The organism is Lactobacillus sp., from assembly GCF_051893255.1.
In the GTDB taxonomy this organism is placed as follows: domain Bacteria; phylum Bacillota; class Bacilli; order Lactobacillales; family Lactobacillaceae; genus Lactobacillus.
In genome coordinates this window covers 18,662-36,869 of record NZ_JBJFHB010000085.1, presented here as the reverse complement: position 1 = coordinate 36,869, position 18,208 = coordinate 18,662, and the positions used below count along the sequence as shown (strand labels likewise).

General features: G+C 50.0%; 15 protein-coding genes. 14 read left to right on the top strand and 1 reads right to left on the bottom strand.

Annotated elements, in window-relative coordinates; genetic code table 11:
• Positions 1 to 11: 11 nt before the first annotated feature.
• From ACI4WN_RS08080 to ACI4WN_RS08035, 10 genes are all read left to right on the top strand, one after another.
• Positions 12 to 407 carry a DUF1149 family protein gene (locus tag ACI4WN_RS08080; protein ID WP_008461652.1) on the top strand — a complete coding sequence of 132 codons (396 nt, stop codon included), beginning with the start codon at positions 12 to 14 and terminating at the stop codon, positions 405 to 407.
• A 16-nt stretch (positions 408 to 423) separates the two neighbouring features.
• The gene (locus ACI4WN_RS08075) at positions 424 to 2,781 is read left to right on the top strand and encodes a DNA translocase FtsK (protein WP_439777744.1); all 2,358 of its coding nucleotides are present in this window, start codon (positions 424 to 426) and stop codon (positions 2,779 to 2,781) included.
• Positions 2,781 to 3,998, top strand: a complete 1,218-nt coding sequence (locus tag ACI4WN_RS08070) for a M16 family metallopeptidase (RefSeq protein WP_439777743.1) — start codon at positions 2,781 to 2,783, stop codon at positions 3,996 to 3,998. The genes ACI4WN_RS08075 and ACI4WN_RS08070 overlap by 1 nt, the downstream gene beginning before the upstream one ends.
• Complete coding sequence (locus tag ACI4WN_RS08065; RefSeq protein WP_439777742.1) at positions 3,995 to 5,236, top strand: M16 family metallopeptidase; 1,242 nt, start codon at positions 3,995 to 3,997, stop codon at positions 5,234 to 5,236. Before ACI4WN_RS08070 ends, ACI4WN_RS08065 begins: the two co-directional genes overlap by 4 nt.
• Position 5,237: 1 nt before the next feature.
• Positions 5,238 to 5,966 carry an elongation factor P 5-aminopentanone reductase gene (gene ymfI / locus ACI4WN_RS08060; RefSeq protein WP_439777741.1) on the top strand — a complete coding sequence of 243 codons (729 nt, stop codon included), beginning with the start codon at positions 5,238 to 5,240 and terminating at the stop codon, positions 5,964 to 5,966.
• Between the two features lie 68 nt (positions 5,967 to 6,034).
• On the top strand, positions 6,035 to 7,165 hold the full coding sequence (locus tag ACI4WN_RS08055; RefSeq protein WP_439777740.1) for a helix-turn-helix domain-containing protein: 1,131 nt from the start codon (positions 6,035 to 6,037) through the stop codon (positions 7,163 to 7,165).
• A gap of 33 nt (positions 7,166 to 7,198) precedes the next feature.
• Positions 7,199 to 7,762, top strand: a complete 564-nt coding sequence (gene pgsA, locus ACI4WN_RS08050; RefSeq protein WP_009557322.1) for a CDP-diacylglycerol--glycerol-3-phosphate 3-phosphatidyltransferase — start codon at positions 7,199 to 7,201, stop codon at positions 7,760 to 7,762.
• A gap of 211 nt (positions 7,763 to 7,973) precedes the next feature.
• Positions 7,974 to 9,086: a recombinase RecA gene (gene recA, locus ACI4WN_RS08045; protein ID WP_439777739.1), complete on the top strand. Its 1,113-nt coding sequence runs from the start codon at positions 7,974 to 7,976 to the stop codon at positions 9,084 to 9,086.
• Positions 9,087 to 9,263: 177 nt separating this feature from the next.
• Entirely contained in the window at positions 9,264 to 10,904 is a 1,641-nt protein-coding gene (gene rny / locus ACI4WN_RS08040) for a ribonuclease Y (protein ID WP_439777738.1), read from the top strand.
• Positions 10,905 to 11,029: 125 nt separating this feature from the next.
• Positions 11,030 to 12,253: a glycosyltransferase family 4 protein gene (locus tag ACI4WN_RS08035; protein ID WP_439777737.1), complete on the top strand. Its 1,224-nt coding sequence runs from the start codon at positions 11,030 to 11,032 to the stop codon at positions 12,251 to 12,253.
• Positions 12,254 to 12,290: 37 nt separating this feature from the next.
• On the opposite strand, the gene ACI4WN_RS08030 is transcribed toward ACI4WN_RS08035, so the two are convergent.
• Positions 12,291 to 12,956: a YigZ family protein gene (locus ACI4WN_RS08030; protein ID WP_439777736.1), complete on the bottom strand. Its 666-nt coding sequence runs from the start codon at positions 12,954 to 12,956 to the stop codon at positions 12,291 to 12,293.
• Between the two features lie 45 nt (positions 12,957 to 13,001).
• Between ACI4WN_RS08030 and ACI4WN_RS08025 the strand changes: the two genes are divergently transcribed.
• From ACI4WN_RS08025 to secA, 4 genes are all read left to right on the top strand, one after another.
• Positions 13,002 to 14,282: a helicase-related protein gene (locus tag ACI4WN_RS08025; RefSeq protein WP_439777735.1), complete on the top strand. Its 1,281-nt coding sequence runs from the start codon at positions 13,002 to 13,004 to the stop codon at positions 14,280 to 14,282.
• Positions 14,279 to 14,962 carry a ComF family protein gene (locus ACI4WN_RS08020; RefSeq protein WP_439777734.1) on the top strand — a complete coding sequence of 228 codons (684 nt, stop codon included), beginning with the start codon at positions 14,279 to 14,281 and terminating at the stop codon, positions 14,960 to 14,962. The genes ACI4WN_RS08025 and ACI4WN_RS08020 overlap by 4 nt, the downstream gene beginning before the upstream one ends.
• A gap of 79 nt (positions 14,963 to 15,041) precedes the next feature.
• A complete protein-coding gene (hpf, locus tag ACI4WN_RS08015) occupies positions 15,042 to 15,593 on the top strand; it encodes a ribosome hibernation-promoting factor, HPF/YfiA family (RefSeq protein ID WP_008461672.1) in 552 nt (183 codons plus the stop codon).
• Positions 15,594 to 15,757: 164 nt separating this feature from the next.
• Positions 15,758 to 18,160, top strand: coding sequence for a preprotein translocase subunit SecA (gene secA, locus ACI4WN_RS08010; protein WP_439777733.1), 2,403 nt, complete (start codon positions 15,758 to 15,760; stop codon positions 18,158 to 18,160).
• The last annotated feature ends 48 nt before the right edge of the window (positions 18,161 to 18,208 follow it).

Genomic DNA, 18,208 nt, shown 5'->3' with positions numbered 1-18,208 from the left:
GAGGTAAAAAGATGGAATTTAACAAGCAAACCCCAATTATCGTACGTGCCTTCCACTATGACTTGCTGGACGAACCAGAAGAAAAGAACGAAGTTAACGTGGCCATCCGCCAAGTGGTGGCAACTGGCGAAGACGGCGTTGAAGATGCCGGCGAAGCAGGCGGCTACTACGAAGTTGCCGTTGTTTACGATGTAACGCCAGACGCTGACAACGTGATTGAAGTCAGCGGCGTTAACACCCAAGTGGTGCAATTGATGGGCTACCACGGCGATGGCCAAGACCTTGACCAAGAAACCTACCGTTTGCTCAGCCGCCCACTGGTTGAATACATTGAAACCTTGACTTACGAAGTAACCCAAGTTGCCTTGGACGAACCAATCAACCTGGACTTTGAACCTAACTTTTAGGACTTGAGGTGAGCAAATGCCTCGAAAGAAAAGGCAGGCAAGCAAAAGTACCAAAAAGAAAAGTACGAAAAAAGAAGAATCTTTAAGCTGGGTGGTTACCGGAATCGTTTTGATCCTGGTAGCCATTTTGGCGTTGTTGCGAGTTGGCTGGCTGGGCAATGAATTAGCTAATTTGCTGCGGCTAGTGATCGGCGACAGCTACCTCTTAGGCGGCGGGATTTTGGCCATTTTTGGCCTGGTGATGCTGATTTATGGCCAGCCACCTCATTTTGGCTTTAAAAGGAGCAGCGGTCTGGTCTTAGCATATTTAGCTCTGCTAGTTATTTTGGCAGGCCACTATTTTGCCAGCGAAAACATCCACAGCAACTTTACGGCAGCCTTTAAAACCGCGATCTACGGAGAAATTGACCGGGCCAATGTGACCGAAAACGTGGGCGGCGGGCTGATCGGCAGCTGGCTCTACGGAATTTTTTACCAGCTCTTGGGCCATGTTGGCACCATCGCCTTGTCGCTATTAACCTTAATCAGCGGCATCTTGATGTTCTTTGACGTTAAGTTTAGAACCGTAGTGGCATATTTCCAGAAGTTCAGCCAGGCCTTCATCAAGGAAAGCCGGACTGGGGCCAGCCAAATCAAGGAGAAGTACCAAGAGCAGCGGGAGCTTTTTCAAGAGCGCCGGCAAAGAGAGCGGGACAACCGCGAAAAGCTTACCGACCCTTGGCAAGAGCCAGCTGAGCCGGCAAGTAATGAAGCTAAGGCAGAACCGGTAAAGCCTGAAGCAGCAGAAAGACCAGTTGAGAAGCAGCCAGTCGTTCAGCCTGAGCCAGCTCCTGAACGGCCCCTGCCGGAAATTCAGGTGGCTGAGCAGCATCCAGATGAGGATGCTAAAAAGCCTGAGTCTGAAGAAAAGACGCCAGCACCGCACTTGCCTTTATACGACGATAATTATGAATACCCGCCTTTGACCCTGCTCAAGTCGGTCAAGGCCAGCGACCAAAGCCAGGACAAGAACCTGATTGGCCACAATACCCAGCTGCTAGAGACCACCTTTAAGAGCTTTGGCGTTGACGTCAATGTCAAAAAGGCGATCTTGGGGCCAACCATTACCCGCTATGAGGTCCAGCCGGCCGTCGGGGTCAAGGTGTCCCGGATCGTCAACCTGGCCGATGACCTGGCTTTAGCTTTGGCTGCCAAAGACATCAGAATTGAAGCGCCGATTCCGGGCAAGCCTTATATCGGGATCGAAGTGCCCAACCAGCAGGCAGCCAGCGTGGCCTTTAAAGACGTGATTGAACACCAGGCACCTAAAGACAAGCAAAAGCCGCTGGTTGTGCCTCTAGGCAAGGATGTTGCCGGGCAGATTATTTCGGCAGACTTAACCAAGATGCCCCACCTCTTGGTGGCCGGGTCAACTGGGTCTGGTAAGTCCGTAGCCATCAACACCATCTTGACCAGCATCTTGATGAAGGCCCGGCCTGACGAAGTCAAGCTGGTCTTGATCGACCCCAAGATGGTGGAACTGTCTGTTTATAGCGGGATTCCTCACTTGATGATCCCGGTTGTCACTGACTCGCGCTTAGCTGCCAAGGCCTTGAAAAAGGTCGTTGACGAAATGGAGCGCCGCTACAAGCTTTTTGCGGCGGCCAGTGTCCGCAACATGGGCGAATTTAACGCCAAGGTTGCCGAAAATAACCAAGATACCTCAAAACCGGCCATGGAGCCTCTGCCTTACATCCTGGTCGTGGTCGACGAATTAAGTGACTTGATGATGGTGGGCGGGCGCGAAGTAGAAGGCTCCATCGTCCGCTTAGGCCAAATGGCCCGGGCTGCCGGCATCCACATGATCCTGGCCACCCAAAGACCGAGTGTGGATGTCATCACCGGCTTAATCAAGGCTAACGTGCCGTCCCGGATCTCCTTTGCCGTTTCTAGCGGGGTGGACTCGCGGACGATTTTGGACCAGGTCGGCGCCGAAAAGCTTTTAGGCCGGGGCGACATGCTCTATCTGCCGATTGGGGCGTCAAAGCCTGAACGAATTCAAGGCGCCTATATTGACGTCGACGAAGTCGAAGCTGTCGTTGACTGGGTGAAAAAGCAAAAGCCTGCTGAATACGATGAAGAGATGATTCCCCAAGAAGGGGATGAGGCTGAAGAAAGCAGCGATGAACCCGATGACGAATACTATGCTCAAGCCGTTGATCTGGTTCAGCGCCAGCAGTCAGCCAGCGTCTCCATGCTGCAAAGGCGATTTCGGATCGGCTACAACCGGGCTGCCCGCTTAATTGACGAAATGGAAGAGCACGGCGTCGTGGGGCCGCCAGAAGGCTCTAAGCCTCGCAAGGTGCTTTTGCCTCCTAAAGGACAAGAAAACTAATGGTAAATGACAAAAATATCAAGATTCAAAGCAATCAAAAATTTTCGGCTGCCAGCCTGGGCTACTTTGTCCGCTTGCCGCTGACCCAGCACAACTTGGCGCTAGCGACGCTTTTGACCAAGATGCAGACCAATGCCAGCGAAAGTTATCCAGATCCAGCCATGATCGCGGCCCGTTTTAGCGAGCTCTATTCCTTCCGCTTTGAAGCCGCTCCGCAGCTGTTTGGCAAGGAATTAATCATTTCCTACTTGGTCGACTTTGTTGAGCCTCAGGAAATCCTGGATCCTGACTACAACTACCGGGAGATCATGGATACTTTTATTGACCTGGTCACTAATCCCTTGCTGGTGTCCAAAAATCTGGAGCTCAGCCAAAGGCAGCTCCGGGATGAGTACCAAGAATTAGTTGCCCAGCCGAGCAACCGGGCCTTGATCGACTTTTTCAACTACTGGTACCAAGACCAGCCTGACTATGCAGCAAGCTTCTTAGGCCCAATTGAGGAAATCGAAGCAGCCACGGTCCAAGACGTGCGCCGCTTCTTTGACAGCTTGGAAAGCTGCCCATCCTGCCTCTTAGGTCAAGCTTATGATGCCCGGCAGGTGACGCGCCTAGCCAATGAAGCCCTTGATGCCTCAGGTCTTAGCCAGGCCTTTCCAATGAGCGATTTAGCCATTGCCGCACCGGACCTGCGCTTTGCCAAAGAAGCTGAGCAGGGCAACCAGCAAGCCCAGCTCTTCTTGGGCTATGGCTACAAGGCCTTGCCGAATTTGGCAGATTTAGCCTGCGGCACGGTCTTGCGGGAATACCTGACGGGTGAGCAGTCTTCAAGACTGTTTGCCAAGGTCAGAGAAGAAAAGGGGGCAGCCTATGCCGTTGAAAGCAACTGGTACGCTGACAACTCCCTCTTCTTGATCAATGCCGGGCTTGACCCAGACAAGGTGGAAGTAACCGAGCAGATTATCGCAAAAGAGATGCAGATGGTGGCTGATGGCCGGATTGATCCAGGTCTGCTCAAACAAAGCAAGCAGGCGCTGGTCAACCGGCAATTGATCAACCAGGACAGCTCTGCCTGGCTGCTTGCCAGAAAGATCCGCTATGCCTTGCATGAAAACTACGAGGGCTTTAACTTCGCCCAGGCCATTAAGGCGGTCACCAGCAAGGACCTGGCTAACTTTGTCAAAAATCTCTACTTGAATGAAAGCTATGTTTTAAAATGATTAGACCAAATATTGTCAAAAAAACTTTTCCTTCCGGCTTCAAGGCCCAGGTGATCTTAAAGCCTGGCTTTAACCAGCGCTTTTTTGGCATCATTGTCGATTTTGGCAGCAGCGATCCCCAGCCGGTGCCGGGCCTAGCCCACTTTTTAGAGCACAAGCTCTTTGCCAGCCGGGAAGGGGACCTGTCTTTAGAATTTGAAAAACTCGGCAGCGATGTCAATGCCTTTACCTCTTTTAACGAAACCATGTATTACGCCAGCGGCGTCAAAAACGTGGGACCAACTATCGACCTGCTCTTTAAGCTGGTTGGCGAGCCTTACTTTACCAAGGAGAATGTGGAACAAGAAATTCCGATTATCCAGCAAGAGCTGGCCATGTACCAAGATGAGCCTGACTGGGTATTAGGCGACAGCCTCTTGCGGGCGGTTTACGGCGATACCAATTTGGCCATCGACGTGGCTGGAACCAAGGAATCTATTGCTAGCGTAACTAGCGACATGCTGCTGGCCACCTATGAAGAAAATTACGTGGCTGAGAAGCTGTCATTCGTCGCTTGCGGCGACTTTTCAGACAACCAGGTAAAAACCATCATGCGGCAGGCAAAGACTTTGTCAGACCAGTATTTTAAGCCTGGGAAGGGGACTGAAAAGGTCAAGCCGCTGCCTTTTAAGGCTGGTCAAGACTTAGTTTTGCCAAGCCAGGGCGTGCCCCTGTTTGCCTTAGAAATCTCCTTGCCAAACTTTAAGAAAGTTTTAGCAAGTCAGGATCTGGCACAAATTCTCTTAGAAATCATGTTAGAATCAAAATTAGGCTCCATGAGCAGCTGGTTTGCCGGGATGCGGCAAAAGCAGCTCTTAAACCAGCCCCTCCAAATCAGCGTCAATACCACTAGACAGGGCAACTACGCCATGATCCTGGGGACCAGCCAAGAAGGCGAAAAGGTACTTGCCGAATTAAAAAAGCAGCTCCAAGCTGACCAGCTCTTTGCTGGCCGGGAAATGGATGGCTTTTTTGATCTCCTGAAAAGGAGCTGGCTGGCTCAAACCATTCGCGGATTGGACCACCTGCCGGCCTTCAGCGTCGAGCTAGCTGAAGAAAGCTTAGACGACGAGGATATTTTTGCCATGACTGAAAAAATCCAGGCCATGAGCTTTGCGGACTACCAGGCCTTTTGCCTGGACCTGTGGCGGGGCTGCGGCATCAGCACCGCTTATCTAGCAGAAGGGCAGGAGAATTAGGATGAAAAGAGCTATCATTTTTGGCGCAACCGGCGGCATTGGCCAAGCCATCGCCAAGCGACTGGCTAAAAGCGGCTGGTCTCTTTACCTTCACTGCAACAGCCACTGGGACGAAGCAGCGGAATTAGGGAAAGAGCTAGCCAGCCTTTATCCAGACCAAGACTTCATGCCCATCCAGCAGGACTTTTGTGCGCCAGACGAAGACTTGAAAAAATTTGTTGATGGCCTGCTCCCTGTCAACGCGGCCATTTTTGCCCAAGGGATCACCAACTATGACTTCTTAGGCAGTCAAAGCTCTGAAGTCATTGAGCGCATCTTGAAGGTTAACCTAGAAAATCCGATTAAGCTGACCAAGCTGCTAGAAAGCCAGCTGTTAAAGCACGACCACAGCCGAATCGTTTATCTGGGCTCGGTTTACGGCGGTCAGGGCAGCGCCATGGAAGCCGTTTATAGTGCCAGCAAGGGCGGCATCAGCCGCTTTGCCCAGGCTTATGCACGTGAAGTTGCCGCTAGCCACTTTACGGTAAATGTGGTGGCGCCTGGCGCCGTGATGACGCCGATGAACGCCATGTTTTCTAAAGAGACGCTGGAAGATCTGGCAGAAGAAATTCCAGCTGGTCACTTGGCCAATCCCAAGGAGATTGCCTACTGGGTTGACTGCTTGCTAAACCCGGAAAGCGACTATTTAACCGGGCAAACGATCTATGTAAGCGGTGGCTGGCTAGAATAGGGGGGCACAACTAGCGGGATTGTGCTATAATTTATAAACAGATTTTAAGATGATTGAAGAGGTTAATAATGTCAGGCATTGGAGAACAATTACGTACTGCAAGAGAAGCTAAGGGGCTTTCCATTTCCGATATTGAGAAAGCTACCAAGATTCAAGGCCGCTACTTGGAAGCTATCGAAAACAACGAATTCGACAAGCTGCCAGGTGACTTTTACGTTCGCGCCTTTATCCGCCAATACGCGCAAGTAGTTGGCTTAGACGGCAAGGAACTGCTGAGCCAGTACTCAGGCGACATTGAAGAAGAGCTGGAAGAACACGAAAAAGAAGTCGAAGCTGAAAAGCAGGAAGAAGAACCTGTTGAAGCGCCAACTGAACAGGTCTACCAGCCAGCTCCGGCAAGACAAAAGCAAATTGCTAAAGAAGAAAACTACAAAGAAGAAAAGCAAGACGCCAAGTGGCGCAAGCTGGTGCCAAAGTTGGCTTTAGGCTGCGGCATCGTCTTGATCGTGGTGATTGCGGCTTTAGTTTTTGCCAACAACAAGAAGTCCAGCTCAAACAGTGCTGAAAAGGCCAGCTCCAGCGTGACGATCACTTCTTCTAAGAAGTCATCAAGCAAGAAGAGCAGCTCAGCTTCTTCTTCTTCAAAGAAGAAGACCAGCACCATCAAGGTGCAGTCCCTGGGCAACTCTGCCTTCCGCGTAACGGGCATTAAGTCCAGCGCCCCATTGGTTGTGCGCTCAAGCAAGCAAAACATCTACTACTACGTTTCTGTCAACAATGCCATCACCAATCAAGGCACTCTGCAATCTGGTGAAAAGCACACGGAAACGGTTAAGAACGGCTCAACTTTGATCGTTTACCTGGGCACGGACACTGGCGTAACGGTGACGATCGGCGGCAAGAAGATTCCATTTACGCAAGTTAACGGGACTAGCCGCTTGACCATCTATTTAGGCGCTAAGAACAACAGCACTACTGGTTCAGCAACCAGCTCCAGCAGCTCAACTACTACTTACTCAAGCAGTGCGGCAAGTTCCAGCTACTCAAGCCGGACATACAGCAGCCAGTCAAGCGTAAGTCGGGCTTCTTCAAGCCAAGCGCAAAGCAGCCAAGCTTCATCCAGCCAGGCTCAAAGCAGCCAAGCTTCATCCAGTCAAGCGCAAAGTAGCCAAGCTCAATCATCCAGCAAGGCTCAGTAAACCGTCGTGTAAAAAAGTGAGGATTTTGCAAAAATGAATTTACCAAATAAATTAACTGTTTTCCGGATCTTCTTGATCCCAGTCTTTATGCTCTTGCTCATCTTGGGCTGGCCAGCCGGCTCTTTTGAAATTGCCGGAACGACGATCTTGTGGAGCCGGGTGGTTGCCATGATCGTCTTTGCCGTAGCATCTGCAACTGACTGGTTTGATGGTCACATTGCTCGGTCAAGAGGCCTAGTAACCAACTTTGGTAAATTTGCCGATCCCCTGGCTGACAAGATGCTGACCATGACGGCCTTCATCTTCATGGTAGACCTGAAATTGGCCCCAGCTTGGGTCGTTGCCATCATCGTCTGCCGGGAATTGGCCGTAACGGGTCTGCGCTTGATCGTGGTTGAAAACAACGGCAAGGTTATGGCAGCCGCCATGCCAGGCAAGATAAAGACCACCTGCCAGATGCTGTCAATCATCTTCTTGCTCTTTGGCGACATCTTCCACATCGGGACGGTTCTGCTGTACATTGCCTTGATCTTCACCATTTACTCTGGTTACGACTACTTCCACTCATCATGGGACGTTTTCAAGGGTTCAATGTAAAAATTGACAAGCAAAGCTAATTGTAAAAACGCGCGTTAGCGCGTTTTTTAATTTTCTCTAAAATTTGTGATTTCTCACGTGAAAAATGCGATTTTTGGCGTAATAACAAGTGGAGGGAAAAGTTTGGAACTCTAGTTCGCTTTTTTCTTGCTTTTTGAGGCAAGTTCAAAGTATAATAGATACATGTAAGAAACTCCAGGAGGTTTTAAATTTGGCTAAAGATGAAAAGCAAGCTGCTCTTGAAGCTGCTTTAAAAAAAATCGAAAAGAATTTTGGCAAAGGTGCCGTGATGCGGATGGGGGAAAAGGTTGATACCCAAATCTCCACTGTTCCTTCAGGCTCCTTAGCCCTGGATGCGGCCTTGGGCGTAGGCGGCTACCCTCGCGGCCGGATCGTAGAAATCTATGGTCCAGAATCATCCGGTAAGACGACCGTTGCCTTGCACGCCGTTGCCGAAGTGCAAAAGCGCGGCGGCACGGCTGCTTATATCGATGCCGAAAACGCCATGGACCCAGCTTACGCTGAAGCCTTGGGCGTTGACATCGACCAGTTGATCCTGTCACAGCCAAACACCGGGGAAGAAGGTCTGCAAATTGCGGATACCTTGATCTCCAGTGGCGCCATCGACATTGTAGTTGTCGACTCCGTTGCTGCCTTGGTGCCGCGGGCGGAAATTGAAGGGGAAATGGGCGACTCCCACGTTGGTTTGCAGGCCCGCTTGATGAGCCAGGCTTTGAGAAAGCTGTCCGGGACCATCAACAAGACCAAGACCATCGCCATCTTCATCAACCAGATCCGGGAAAAGGTCGGCGTGATGTTTGGCAACCCAGAAACCACCCCTGGTGGCCGGGCTTTGAAGTTCTACTCCACTATCCGTTTGGAAGTGCGCCGGGCAGAACAAATCAAGCAATCAACCAACGTGATCGGTAACCGGGTCAAGATCAAGGTTGTCAAGAACAAGGTGGCTCCGCCATTCAAGGTTGCTGAAGTCGACATCATGTACGGTCAAGGGATTTCCCAATCAGGCGAACTTCTTGACATGGCAGCCGACCAAGACATCGTGGACAAGGCCGGGGCTTGGTACTCCTACCACGGCGAAAAGATCGGCCAAGGCCGGGAAAACGCCAAGAAGTACTTGGAAGAGCACCCTGACATTTACGATGACATCCAAAGTCAAGTCCGCAAGGCCTACGGCATTGACGACGAATCTTTGGAAGAAAAGGAAAACCCAGAAAAGATCAAGGAAAAGCGGGCCAAGAAGGCTGATGCTGGTCAAGAAGCACCGGCTGAAGCTGCCGATGCCGCTAAAACCGAAGACAAGTAAGCTTTTAGCAGTTAAGAGAAATTGCCAATTTGTTGGCAATTTCTTTTTTCTTTGTTTTTTTACATGTTTTGGGCTTTTTCCCATTTTAGCTTAATCTAATAATTGACTTGAATAAGATTGTAACTTATGATTAAGTGTGTGTGAATAATTCTAGAAATAAGGACGACGTGATTTATAATGAATAACAGTATATTTTATCTCGTCGCGTTCGTGGTAGTTTTTCTTATTTCACTTGTCGTGGGGATCCTGATTGGCTATGCCATCAGAAAGAATTCTTGGGAACAAAAGGCTGAAAATGCCAAGCAAAGTGCCGACTCCCTTTTAGCCAAGGCTAAAGGCGAAGTCGAAGTTGCCAAGGCTGAAGCCGTAGCCAAAAGACAGGAAGCAGAAGCCGCTATGCGGGATGCAGAAACCGAAAAGAAGGCTAAGATCCTGGAAGCCCAAGAAGAAATCAGGGATTACCGGCAAAAGGTTGAAGACGAGTTGAATGGGCGCAGAGATGAGATCGCCCGCAAGGAAAACCGTCTCCAGCAAAAAGAAGATACTCTGGATCACCGCAGCGGCGTGCTGGATGAAAAGGAGAACCAACTCACACAAAGAAAGAACCAAATCAAGAAGCAGGAAGAAAAAACTGCTCAGTTGCAAAGCGAAGCCGAAGACCTGGTCAAGCAGCAAAACGAAAAGCTTCTGGAAGTCTCCAACTTAGATGAAGACGAAGCCAAGAAGATTGTTTTGGCCCAGGTATCTGATCACTTGGTCAAAGAAAAGGCCGAAATGATCAGAAACATGCAAGAAGATGTCACTGCTAAGGCTGACCGCTTTGCTCACCAAGTCATTGTCGATGCCATTCAAAGCAGTGCCGCCGACACGGTAGCCGAAACGACTGTTTCAGTCGTGGACCTGCCAAATGATGAAATGAAAGGGCGGATCATCGGCCGCGAAGGCCGCAACATTCGTTCCTTTGAAGCCATGACCGGGGTGGACCTGATCATTGACGATACGCCAAAGACGGTTACCTTGAGCGGCTTTGATCCGATCAGACGCGAAGTGGCGAAGAGAGCCCTGCAGAAGCTGATCAAGGACGGCCGCATTCACCCAGCTCGCATCGAAGAGATGGTGGACAAGGCGCGTAAGGAGGTCAATGACGATATCTATGAAGCCGGGGAAAGTGCCCTGATGGAACTGGGCATTCACCGGATGCACCCAGAACTGGTCAAGGTCTTAGGCCGGCTGAAGTACCGGACTTCTTATGGGCAAAATGTTTTGGCCCACTCAATTGAAGTCGGCAAGTTGGCCGGGACGATGGCTGCAGAACTTGGTTTGGATGAAAAATTAGCAGTTCGCGCGGGATTATTACACGATATTGGCAAGGCGATTGACCACGATATTGAAGGCTCCCACGTAGAAATCGGTGTTGAATTGACACGGAAGTATCATGAACCTGAGCTGGTGGTAAACGCGATTGCGGCCCACCACGGGGATGTACCGAAATTGTCATTTATTGCGGAACTGGTCGTGGCAGCGGATACGATTTCTTCAGCCCGCCCAGGTGCCCGCTCTGAAAGCCTAGAAAACTACATTCGCCGCTTGACTGAACTAGAAGACATCGCCAACAGCTACGATGGCGTCAAGCAAGCATACGCGATCCAAGCGGGCCGCGAAGTGCGGGTGATGGTTGAGCCAGCCAAGATTTCTGATGACGAAATCACGGTTTTGGCCCATGAAATTCGCGACCGAGTTGAAAAAGAACTCGATTACCCAGGCAATATCAAGATTACCGTTATACGGGAGAAACGTGCTGTGGCAGTTGCCAAGTAAAGAAAAGTCCAGATTATTCTGGACTTTTTTTCTAGGCTTTTTTGTGACTTTTCTCCTGAATTTGGCAAAAGGGGTCAAAGGTCGGTATAATAGTTTAGATTAACTAATTCAGAAAGTAGCATTGCATGTTTAAGATTTTCGTCGACCTCTTCTTAATGGTCATCATTCAAGTTGCAATAACGCCATTTATCAGACGTCTGGCCTTTGTCTTGGGGGCTGTGGACAATCCTAATGCCCGCCGGGTGAACAAGAAGCCCATGCCAACCATTGGGGGGCTCGGGATTTTTGTCACTTTCAATATTGGCTCCTTTATTCTTTTAAGAGAGCAGTTCCCAACCCATGAGCTCTTTTCCGTCTTCTTAGCCTCAAGCGTGATCGTCTTGACTGGGATGATTGACGACATCCTGGAGCTGAAGCCTTGGCAAAAAATGGCCGGGATCTTCGTAGCTGCCTTGGTCATCTACTACCTAGCCCAAATCCGGATGACGGAATTGAACATCCCCTTGACCAACAAGGTGATTAACCTGCCATGGTATCTCAGCCTGCCGATCACCATCTTCTGGATCCTGGCTTTGACCAACGCCGTCAACCTGATTGACGGCCTGGACGGTTTAGCCAGCGGGGTGTCCTGCATTTCGCTGCTAACCATGGGGATCGTGGGCTACTACTTCTTAAGAAACCAGGGCCTGTACGTGCCGATCGCCTGCTTCATGCTGGCGGCGTGTTTGATGGGCTTTTTGCCTTATAACTTTAACCCGGCCAAAATCTTCTTAGGAGACACGGGGGCCTTGTATCTGGGCTTTATGATTTCCGTTTTGTCCTTAAAAGGATTAAAAAACGTGACCTTCATTTCCCTGGTTGTGCCGGTGATCATCTTGGGCGTGCCGATTTCCGACACGATTTACGCCATCATCCGGCGCAAGCTGAACAACAAGCCGATTTCTCAAGCGGACAAGCACCACCTCCACCACCAGTTGATGCGGCTGGGGCTGACTCAAAGGCAGACGGTCTTGGTCATTTATGCCTTGTCCTTGATCTATTCCTTTGTGTCCATGCTCTTCTTGTTGTCGCCGGTTTGGGCCATGATCATGCTTTTGATCGGGCTCTTGATCGCCGTTGAGCTTTTTGTGGAATCGATTGGCCTGTTAGGGAAAAAATATAAGCCTCTAACTAAGTTAATTGGCCACCTGGTCCTCCATACGGCTACTTCTAAAGAGCCGCACGTGGAAGTTTGGCACCAGGGCCAGGCCAAGCCTAAAGAGTGGCAGGAGCGGTCCAAGGGCGGCCATAAGCCGGAAGAGAAGACCGATGGTCAAGCAAAGGCAGATCAGTCAAAAACTAAAAAATAAGCAGATATCAAAAAACAGAGACCTTTTGGTCTCTGTTTTAGTCTTCTTGGCGATAATTATGATTTTTAACCGGGATTTCGTTATAGCGCTGGTCGCCCTTGATGATTTCGACCTTGCCGGCCAAAAGATCGGTCAATTCCGCTTTAAAGTCGTCCACTTGGTCTAAGTCCAGGTAAACGGAAATGGTGATGTCAGCTGCGTATTCCCGGTCAGCCACGTAGATCTCTTTTTCTTCTAAAAAGTGGTTGACCTCATCGTAGCGGTTATAGGGTATAGTAAAGAGGAGCTCTTGCTGCAGGACCCTTTTGACCACGCCGATGGCTTCAGCGGCTTCGGTGACGCTGTTTGAATAAGCCCGGATCAAGCCGCCCGCGCCCAGTTTGATCCCGCCAAAGTAGCGGGTGACAACGACGACAACGTTTTTCAGCTGCATCAGCTGGAGCGCCTTGAGTTCGGGGATGCCGGCCGTGCCAGAGGGTTCGCCGTTGTCGCTGGCCTTGACGTGCTCATCGTTTTCGCCGATCGTATAGGCGTAGGTGTTGTGGGTAGCGTCATGGTACTTCTTGCTGGTTTGGGCAATAAAGTCTTTGGCTTCTTCTTCGCTGTTGACCCGGGCCATGGTGGCAATGAAGCGACTTTTCTTAATTACCAGCTCATGCTGGCCATTTTGCAAAATTGTTAAAAAATATGCACCTTTTGACAAGAAAATCTCCTTTTTTGGCGTAATAATAAGTGGAGGCGATTTTTCATGAACGAAGCAATTTCATCCAAGGCTGGTCGCCAGTGGTTGGTTGACAACTTGGATCATAGCACAAATCAAGGCCAAACTGCAATTCCGGCCGTCCAAAAGGGCCGCTGCCAGCGCTGCGGGAGCGTCTGCTATGCCCGCTTGCCAAATGGGGCGCTCTATTGCCGGGAGTGCGTGGGCCTAGGCCGACTGGACCAGGGCAAGTACTTGGTCCGGCAAGCTGCTAACGCTATTTATCCTAAGCAAAGCGGCATGACTTGGACTGGCCAGCTGCGGCCAGCCCAAGCCGAGGTCAGCGAGTTTTTGCTTGCGCAATTTGCCAAGAAAAAGGACTGCCTGGTTCATGCCGTAACCGGGGCGGGGAAGACCGAGATGATCTTTCCTCTTTTAGCAGAAGCCTTTAGCCAGGGGCAAAGGGTGGCCATCGCTACCCCGCGGATCGACGTCGTCAACGAGCTCTTTCCGCGCCTGTCAGCTGCCTTTGGCCAAATTACGGTCGGCTGCTACCACGGCAAGATGGAGAAAGAGCCAGCCGGCGAGCAGCTGGTCATCTGCACCACCCACCAATTGATGAAGTACTACCAGGCCTTTGACCTCTTGATCATCGATGAGGTCGACTCTTTTCCTTTTGCCGGCAGTCCCCAGCTCCACTTTGCGGCCCAAAATGCTGTCAAAAAGACGGGCAGCCGGGTCTATTTGACGGCCACGCCGCCAAAGGATTTGGAAATTGCCGTCAAAAAAGGGCAGATTGCGGAAATTCGGCTGAAGCGGCGCTTTCACGGGGGCTTGTTGCCGGTCCCGAAGCTGGATCAGTATTACCGGCCCTTCATCGGCAAGAAAGGCCTCCACCCCAAGCTGGTCAAGCGGATTGTTCAGGCCTGCCAAAGCGGCCACCCGCTTTTAGTCTTTGTGCCGAAAATCAGCGAGATCCCAATTTACCTTGACTTATTGAAAAAAGAGAAAGGGCTGGCTAAGGTCAAAATGGCCGGCGTCTATGCAGAAGACCCAGGCCGGCTAGAAAAAGTTCAGGCCTTTCGCGAGGGCAAGCTAGACTTGCTGGTTACGACCACGATCTTAGAGCGCGGGGTCACCTTCAAGCATGTCTGGGTGGTCATCGTCGCGGCTGACGACCGGATCTACCAAACCTCCAGCCTGGTCCAGATTGCCGGCCGGGTCGGGCGGGACAAGGACGACCAAACGGGACTGGTGCTCTTTTGCTATCGCTACTACACCCGGCAGATCCAGCAGGCCGTCAAGCAGATCAAGGAGATGAATCGATGAGATGTTTAGTGTGCAATACTGACTTTACGCCGAAGATCGACTTTTTAGCACTTTTTTCCCCGAAAAAAGAAAAAAATAGCACCATGTGCCCGGCCTGCCGGCAGAAGTTCCACCGCCTGACTGGTGCCCGCTGCCCTCAATGCGGCAGAGAGCAAGAAAAAAGCGAAATTTGCCAGGACTGCCAAAAATGGCAAAGGGAATACCGGGGCAAGATCCTGCTTAACCATGCTGCCTATAACTATAACCCCGCCTTTCACGACCTGATGGTCAGCTACAAGCGCTACGGTGACTACGTCCTTTGCCAGGTTCTGTCGGACCTAGCCAAAGAAGACCTAGGCAAGCTGCAATTTGACTACTATGTGCCCGTGCCCACCAACCCCGACCACCAGCAAAAGCGGGGATATGATACTATTTGGGAGATTTTTAATCCCTTAGTACCCTTGACGCCCCTGCTTCTCAAAAAAGCTGGCAGCGGGGCCCAAGGCGAAAAAAATAAAAAAGAGCGAATGCAGGCCAAGCAAAATTTCTTTTTAAATCCGGAATTTAGGGGTACAATAACAGGCAAGATCCTTCTTTTGGATGATATTTATACCACAGGCCGAACGCTTTACCATGCTCGCGACATGATTTGGACGGCTTTTCCTGAAGTGGAAATCGAAAGTTTTTCAATTAGTCGCTAAATATTTTCACAAAGCGCTTTCAGATTTGGTATAATATGAGTAGAAAGAAACCGCGAAAGCGGGAAAGGAGATACTTATTATGTTAAAGTACAATGTTCGTGGCGAAAATATTGAAGTAACCGAAGCCTTAAGAGATTACGTTGAAAAGCGCTTGACCAAGCTTGAAAAGTACTTTGAATTGAACCAAGACGTGATTGCTCACGTTAATTTGAAGGTATACCGTGACCACTCAGCTAAGGTCGAAGTAACCATTCCACTTCCATACCTGGTTTTGAGAGCTGAAGAAACGACGGATGACATGTACCGCAGCATTGACTTTGTTTCAGAGAAGCTTGAACGTCAAATCAGAAAGTACAAGACCCGTGTCAACCGCAAGAGCCGTGAAAAGGGCTTGGACGAATTCTTCGTTCCAGAAGAAGCTCCAGAAGCCAAGGAAGAAAAGGCTCCAATGTTCAAGATTGTCCGCAACAAGCGCGTTAACTTGAAGCCAATGGACCCAGAAGAAGCAATCTTGCAAATGGACATGCTGGAACACGACTTCTTCGTTTTCCAAGATGCTGAAACCAACGGCACTAGCGTAGTTTACCGCCGCAACGACGGCAGTTACGGCTTGATCGAAACTAACGAATAATTTTGACTTAGTAAATTAAGACCGAAAAAGACTGATTTTTAGTCAAATAAGGGGCATGATGAGAAATCATGCCTTTTATTTTGTAGAAAATTTTAAATTTACGCATTTACATGTTAAAATTATTCTGTGATTTTAGACTAAATATCAGAAATAAGGACGATTAAATGGCAAACATTTTAAAGAAATTGTATAACGCTGATAAGCGCGAACTGAAACGCTTTGAAAAAATTGCAGACAAGGTTGAAGCTCATGCCGACGAAATGGCCGCTTTGACCGATGAGCAGCTGCAAGCAAAGACTCCAGAATTTCGTTCTCGCTTAGAAAAAGGCGAAACTTTGGACGACTTGCTTCCTGAAGCCTTTGCGGTTTCCCGGGAAGCCTCTAAGCGGGTTTTGGGCTTGTACCCATTCCGCGTGCAAATCTTGGGCGGGATTGCCCTGCACAAGGGTAACATCGCCGAAATGATGACCGGTGAAGGTAAGACCTTGACGGCCACCATGCCGGTTTACTTGAACGCTTTGACTGGCAAGGGCGTACACGTTGTTACGGTTAACGAATACCTGTCAAGCCGTGACGAAACCGAAATGGGTCAGCTGTACCGCTGGCTGGGCTTGACGGTTGGCTTGAACGTCTCCACCATGTCCGCTGAAGAAAAACGGGAAGCTTATGCATGTGACGTTACTTACTCCACCAACTCCGAACTTGGCTTTGACTACCTGCGGGACAACATGGTGGTCTACAAGGAACAAATGGTGCAAAGACCGCTCAACTACGCCATCATCGACGAAGTTGACTCCATCTTGATCGACGAAGCCAGAACGCCTTTGATCATTTCTGGTGAAGCCGAACAAGCCAACGCCGACTACATCCGGGCTGACCGCTTCGTTAAGAAGCTGGTTGAAGACAAGTCAGACAACGACGCTGATGACGATGAAGACCACGGCGACTACAAGATCGACTGGCCAACCAAGACCATTTCCCTGACTAGAACCGGGATCCAAAAGGCCTGTGACCACTTCGGTTTGAAGAACCTCTACGACGTCGAAAACCAAAAGCTGGTCCACCACATCGACCAAGCCTTGCGGGCCAACTACATCATGCTCAAAGACATTGACTACGTGGTTCAAGATGGTGAAGTCATGATCGTTGACTCCTTCACTGGCCGTGTCATGGAAGGTCGCCGCTACTCAGATGGTCTTCACCAAGCCATTGAAGCCAAGGAAGGCGTGAAGATTCAAGAAGAATCTCAAACCCAAGCAACCATCACTTACCAGAACTACTTCAGAATGTACAAGAAGCTGGCCGGGATGACGGGTACGGCTAAGACCGAAGAAGAAGAATTCCGTGAAATCTACAACATGGAAGTTATCACTATCCCAACCAACCGCCCAGTCATCAGACAAGACATGCCAGACCTGCTTTACCCAACTTTGGACTCCAAGTTCAAGGCAGTCGTTAAGGAAATCAAGGAACGGCACGCTAAGGGTCAACCAGTCTTGGTTGGTACGGTTTCTATCGAATCTTCTGAACGGCTCAGCCACATGCTGGACCAAGAACACATCCCTCACGCGGTTTTGAACGCCAAGAACCACGCTAAAGAAGCTGCGATCATCATGAACGCCGGTCAGCGCGGCGCCGTAACCATCGCCACCAACATGGCTGGTCGTGGGACTGACATCAAGCTGGGGCCAGGCGTTAAGGAATTAGGCGGTTTGGCAGTTATCGGTACTGAAAGACACGAATCTCGCCGTATCGACAACCAGCTGCGTGGTCGTTCCGGCCGGCAGGGTGACCCAGGCTACACTCGTTTTTACCTGTCTCTTGAAGACGACTTGATGAAGCGCTTTGGCGGGGATCGGGTAAAGGAATTTTTGGACCGCTTGTCAGACAACGATGATGACAAGGTCATCGAAAGCCGCCTGATCACCCGGCAGGTTGAATCTGCCCAAAAGCGGGTTGAAGGGAACAACTACGACACTCGTAAGCAAACCCTGCAATACGACGACGTAATGCGGATTCAGCGGGAAATCATCTACAAGGAACGGATGCAAGTTATCGATGAGCAAAAGTCCCTTAAGTCAGTCTTGATGCCAATGATCCACCGGACCATCGACCACCAAGTGGACATGTTCACCCAAGGCGACCGGTCAACTTGGCGTTTGGATTCTCTTCGCGACTTCATCGTTTCCTGCCTGGCAAGTGAAGACTACGTTGACAACAAGATCGACTTCAAGACCTTCACCCCAGAAGGCTTGAAGAAGCAGCTCTACGACTTGGTAGAAGACAACTACCAGGAAAAAGAAGAAGCCTTGGCAGATCCAGAACAAATGCTGGAATTTGAAAAGGTGGTTATCTTGCGGGTCGTTGACGAACACTGGACCAACCACATCGATGCCATGGACCAACTTCGGCAATCAATCGGCCTGAGAGGCTATGGCCAATTGAACCCACTGGTTGAATACCAAGACTCTGGCTACAACATGTTTGAAGAAATGATCAGCGATATCGAATTCGATACCACTCGTTTGTTCATGAAGGCCCAAATTAGACAAAACTTGGCTAGATAAGACTTTTTAAAAGAGAGGCAATTGCCTCTCTTTTTTGGTTATAATACT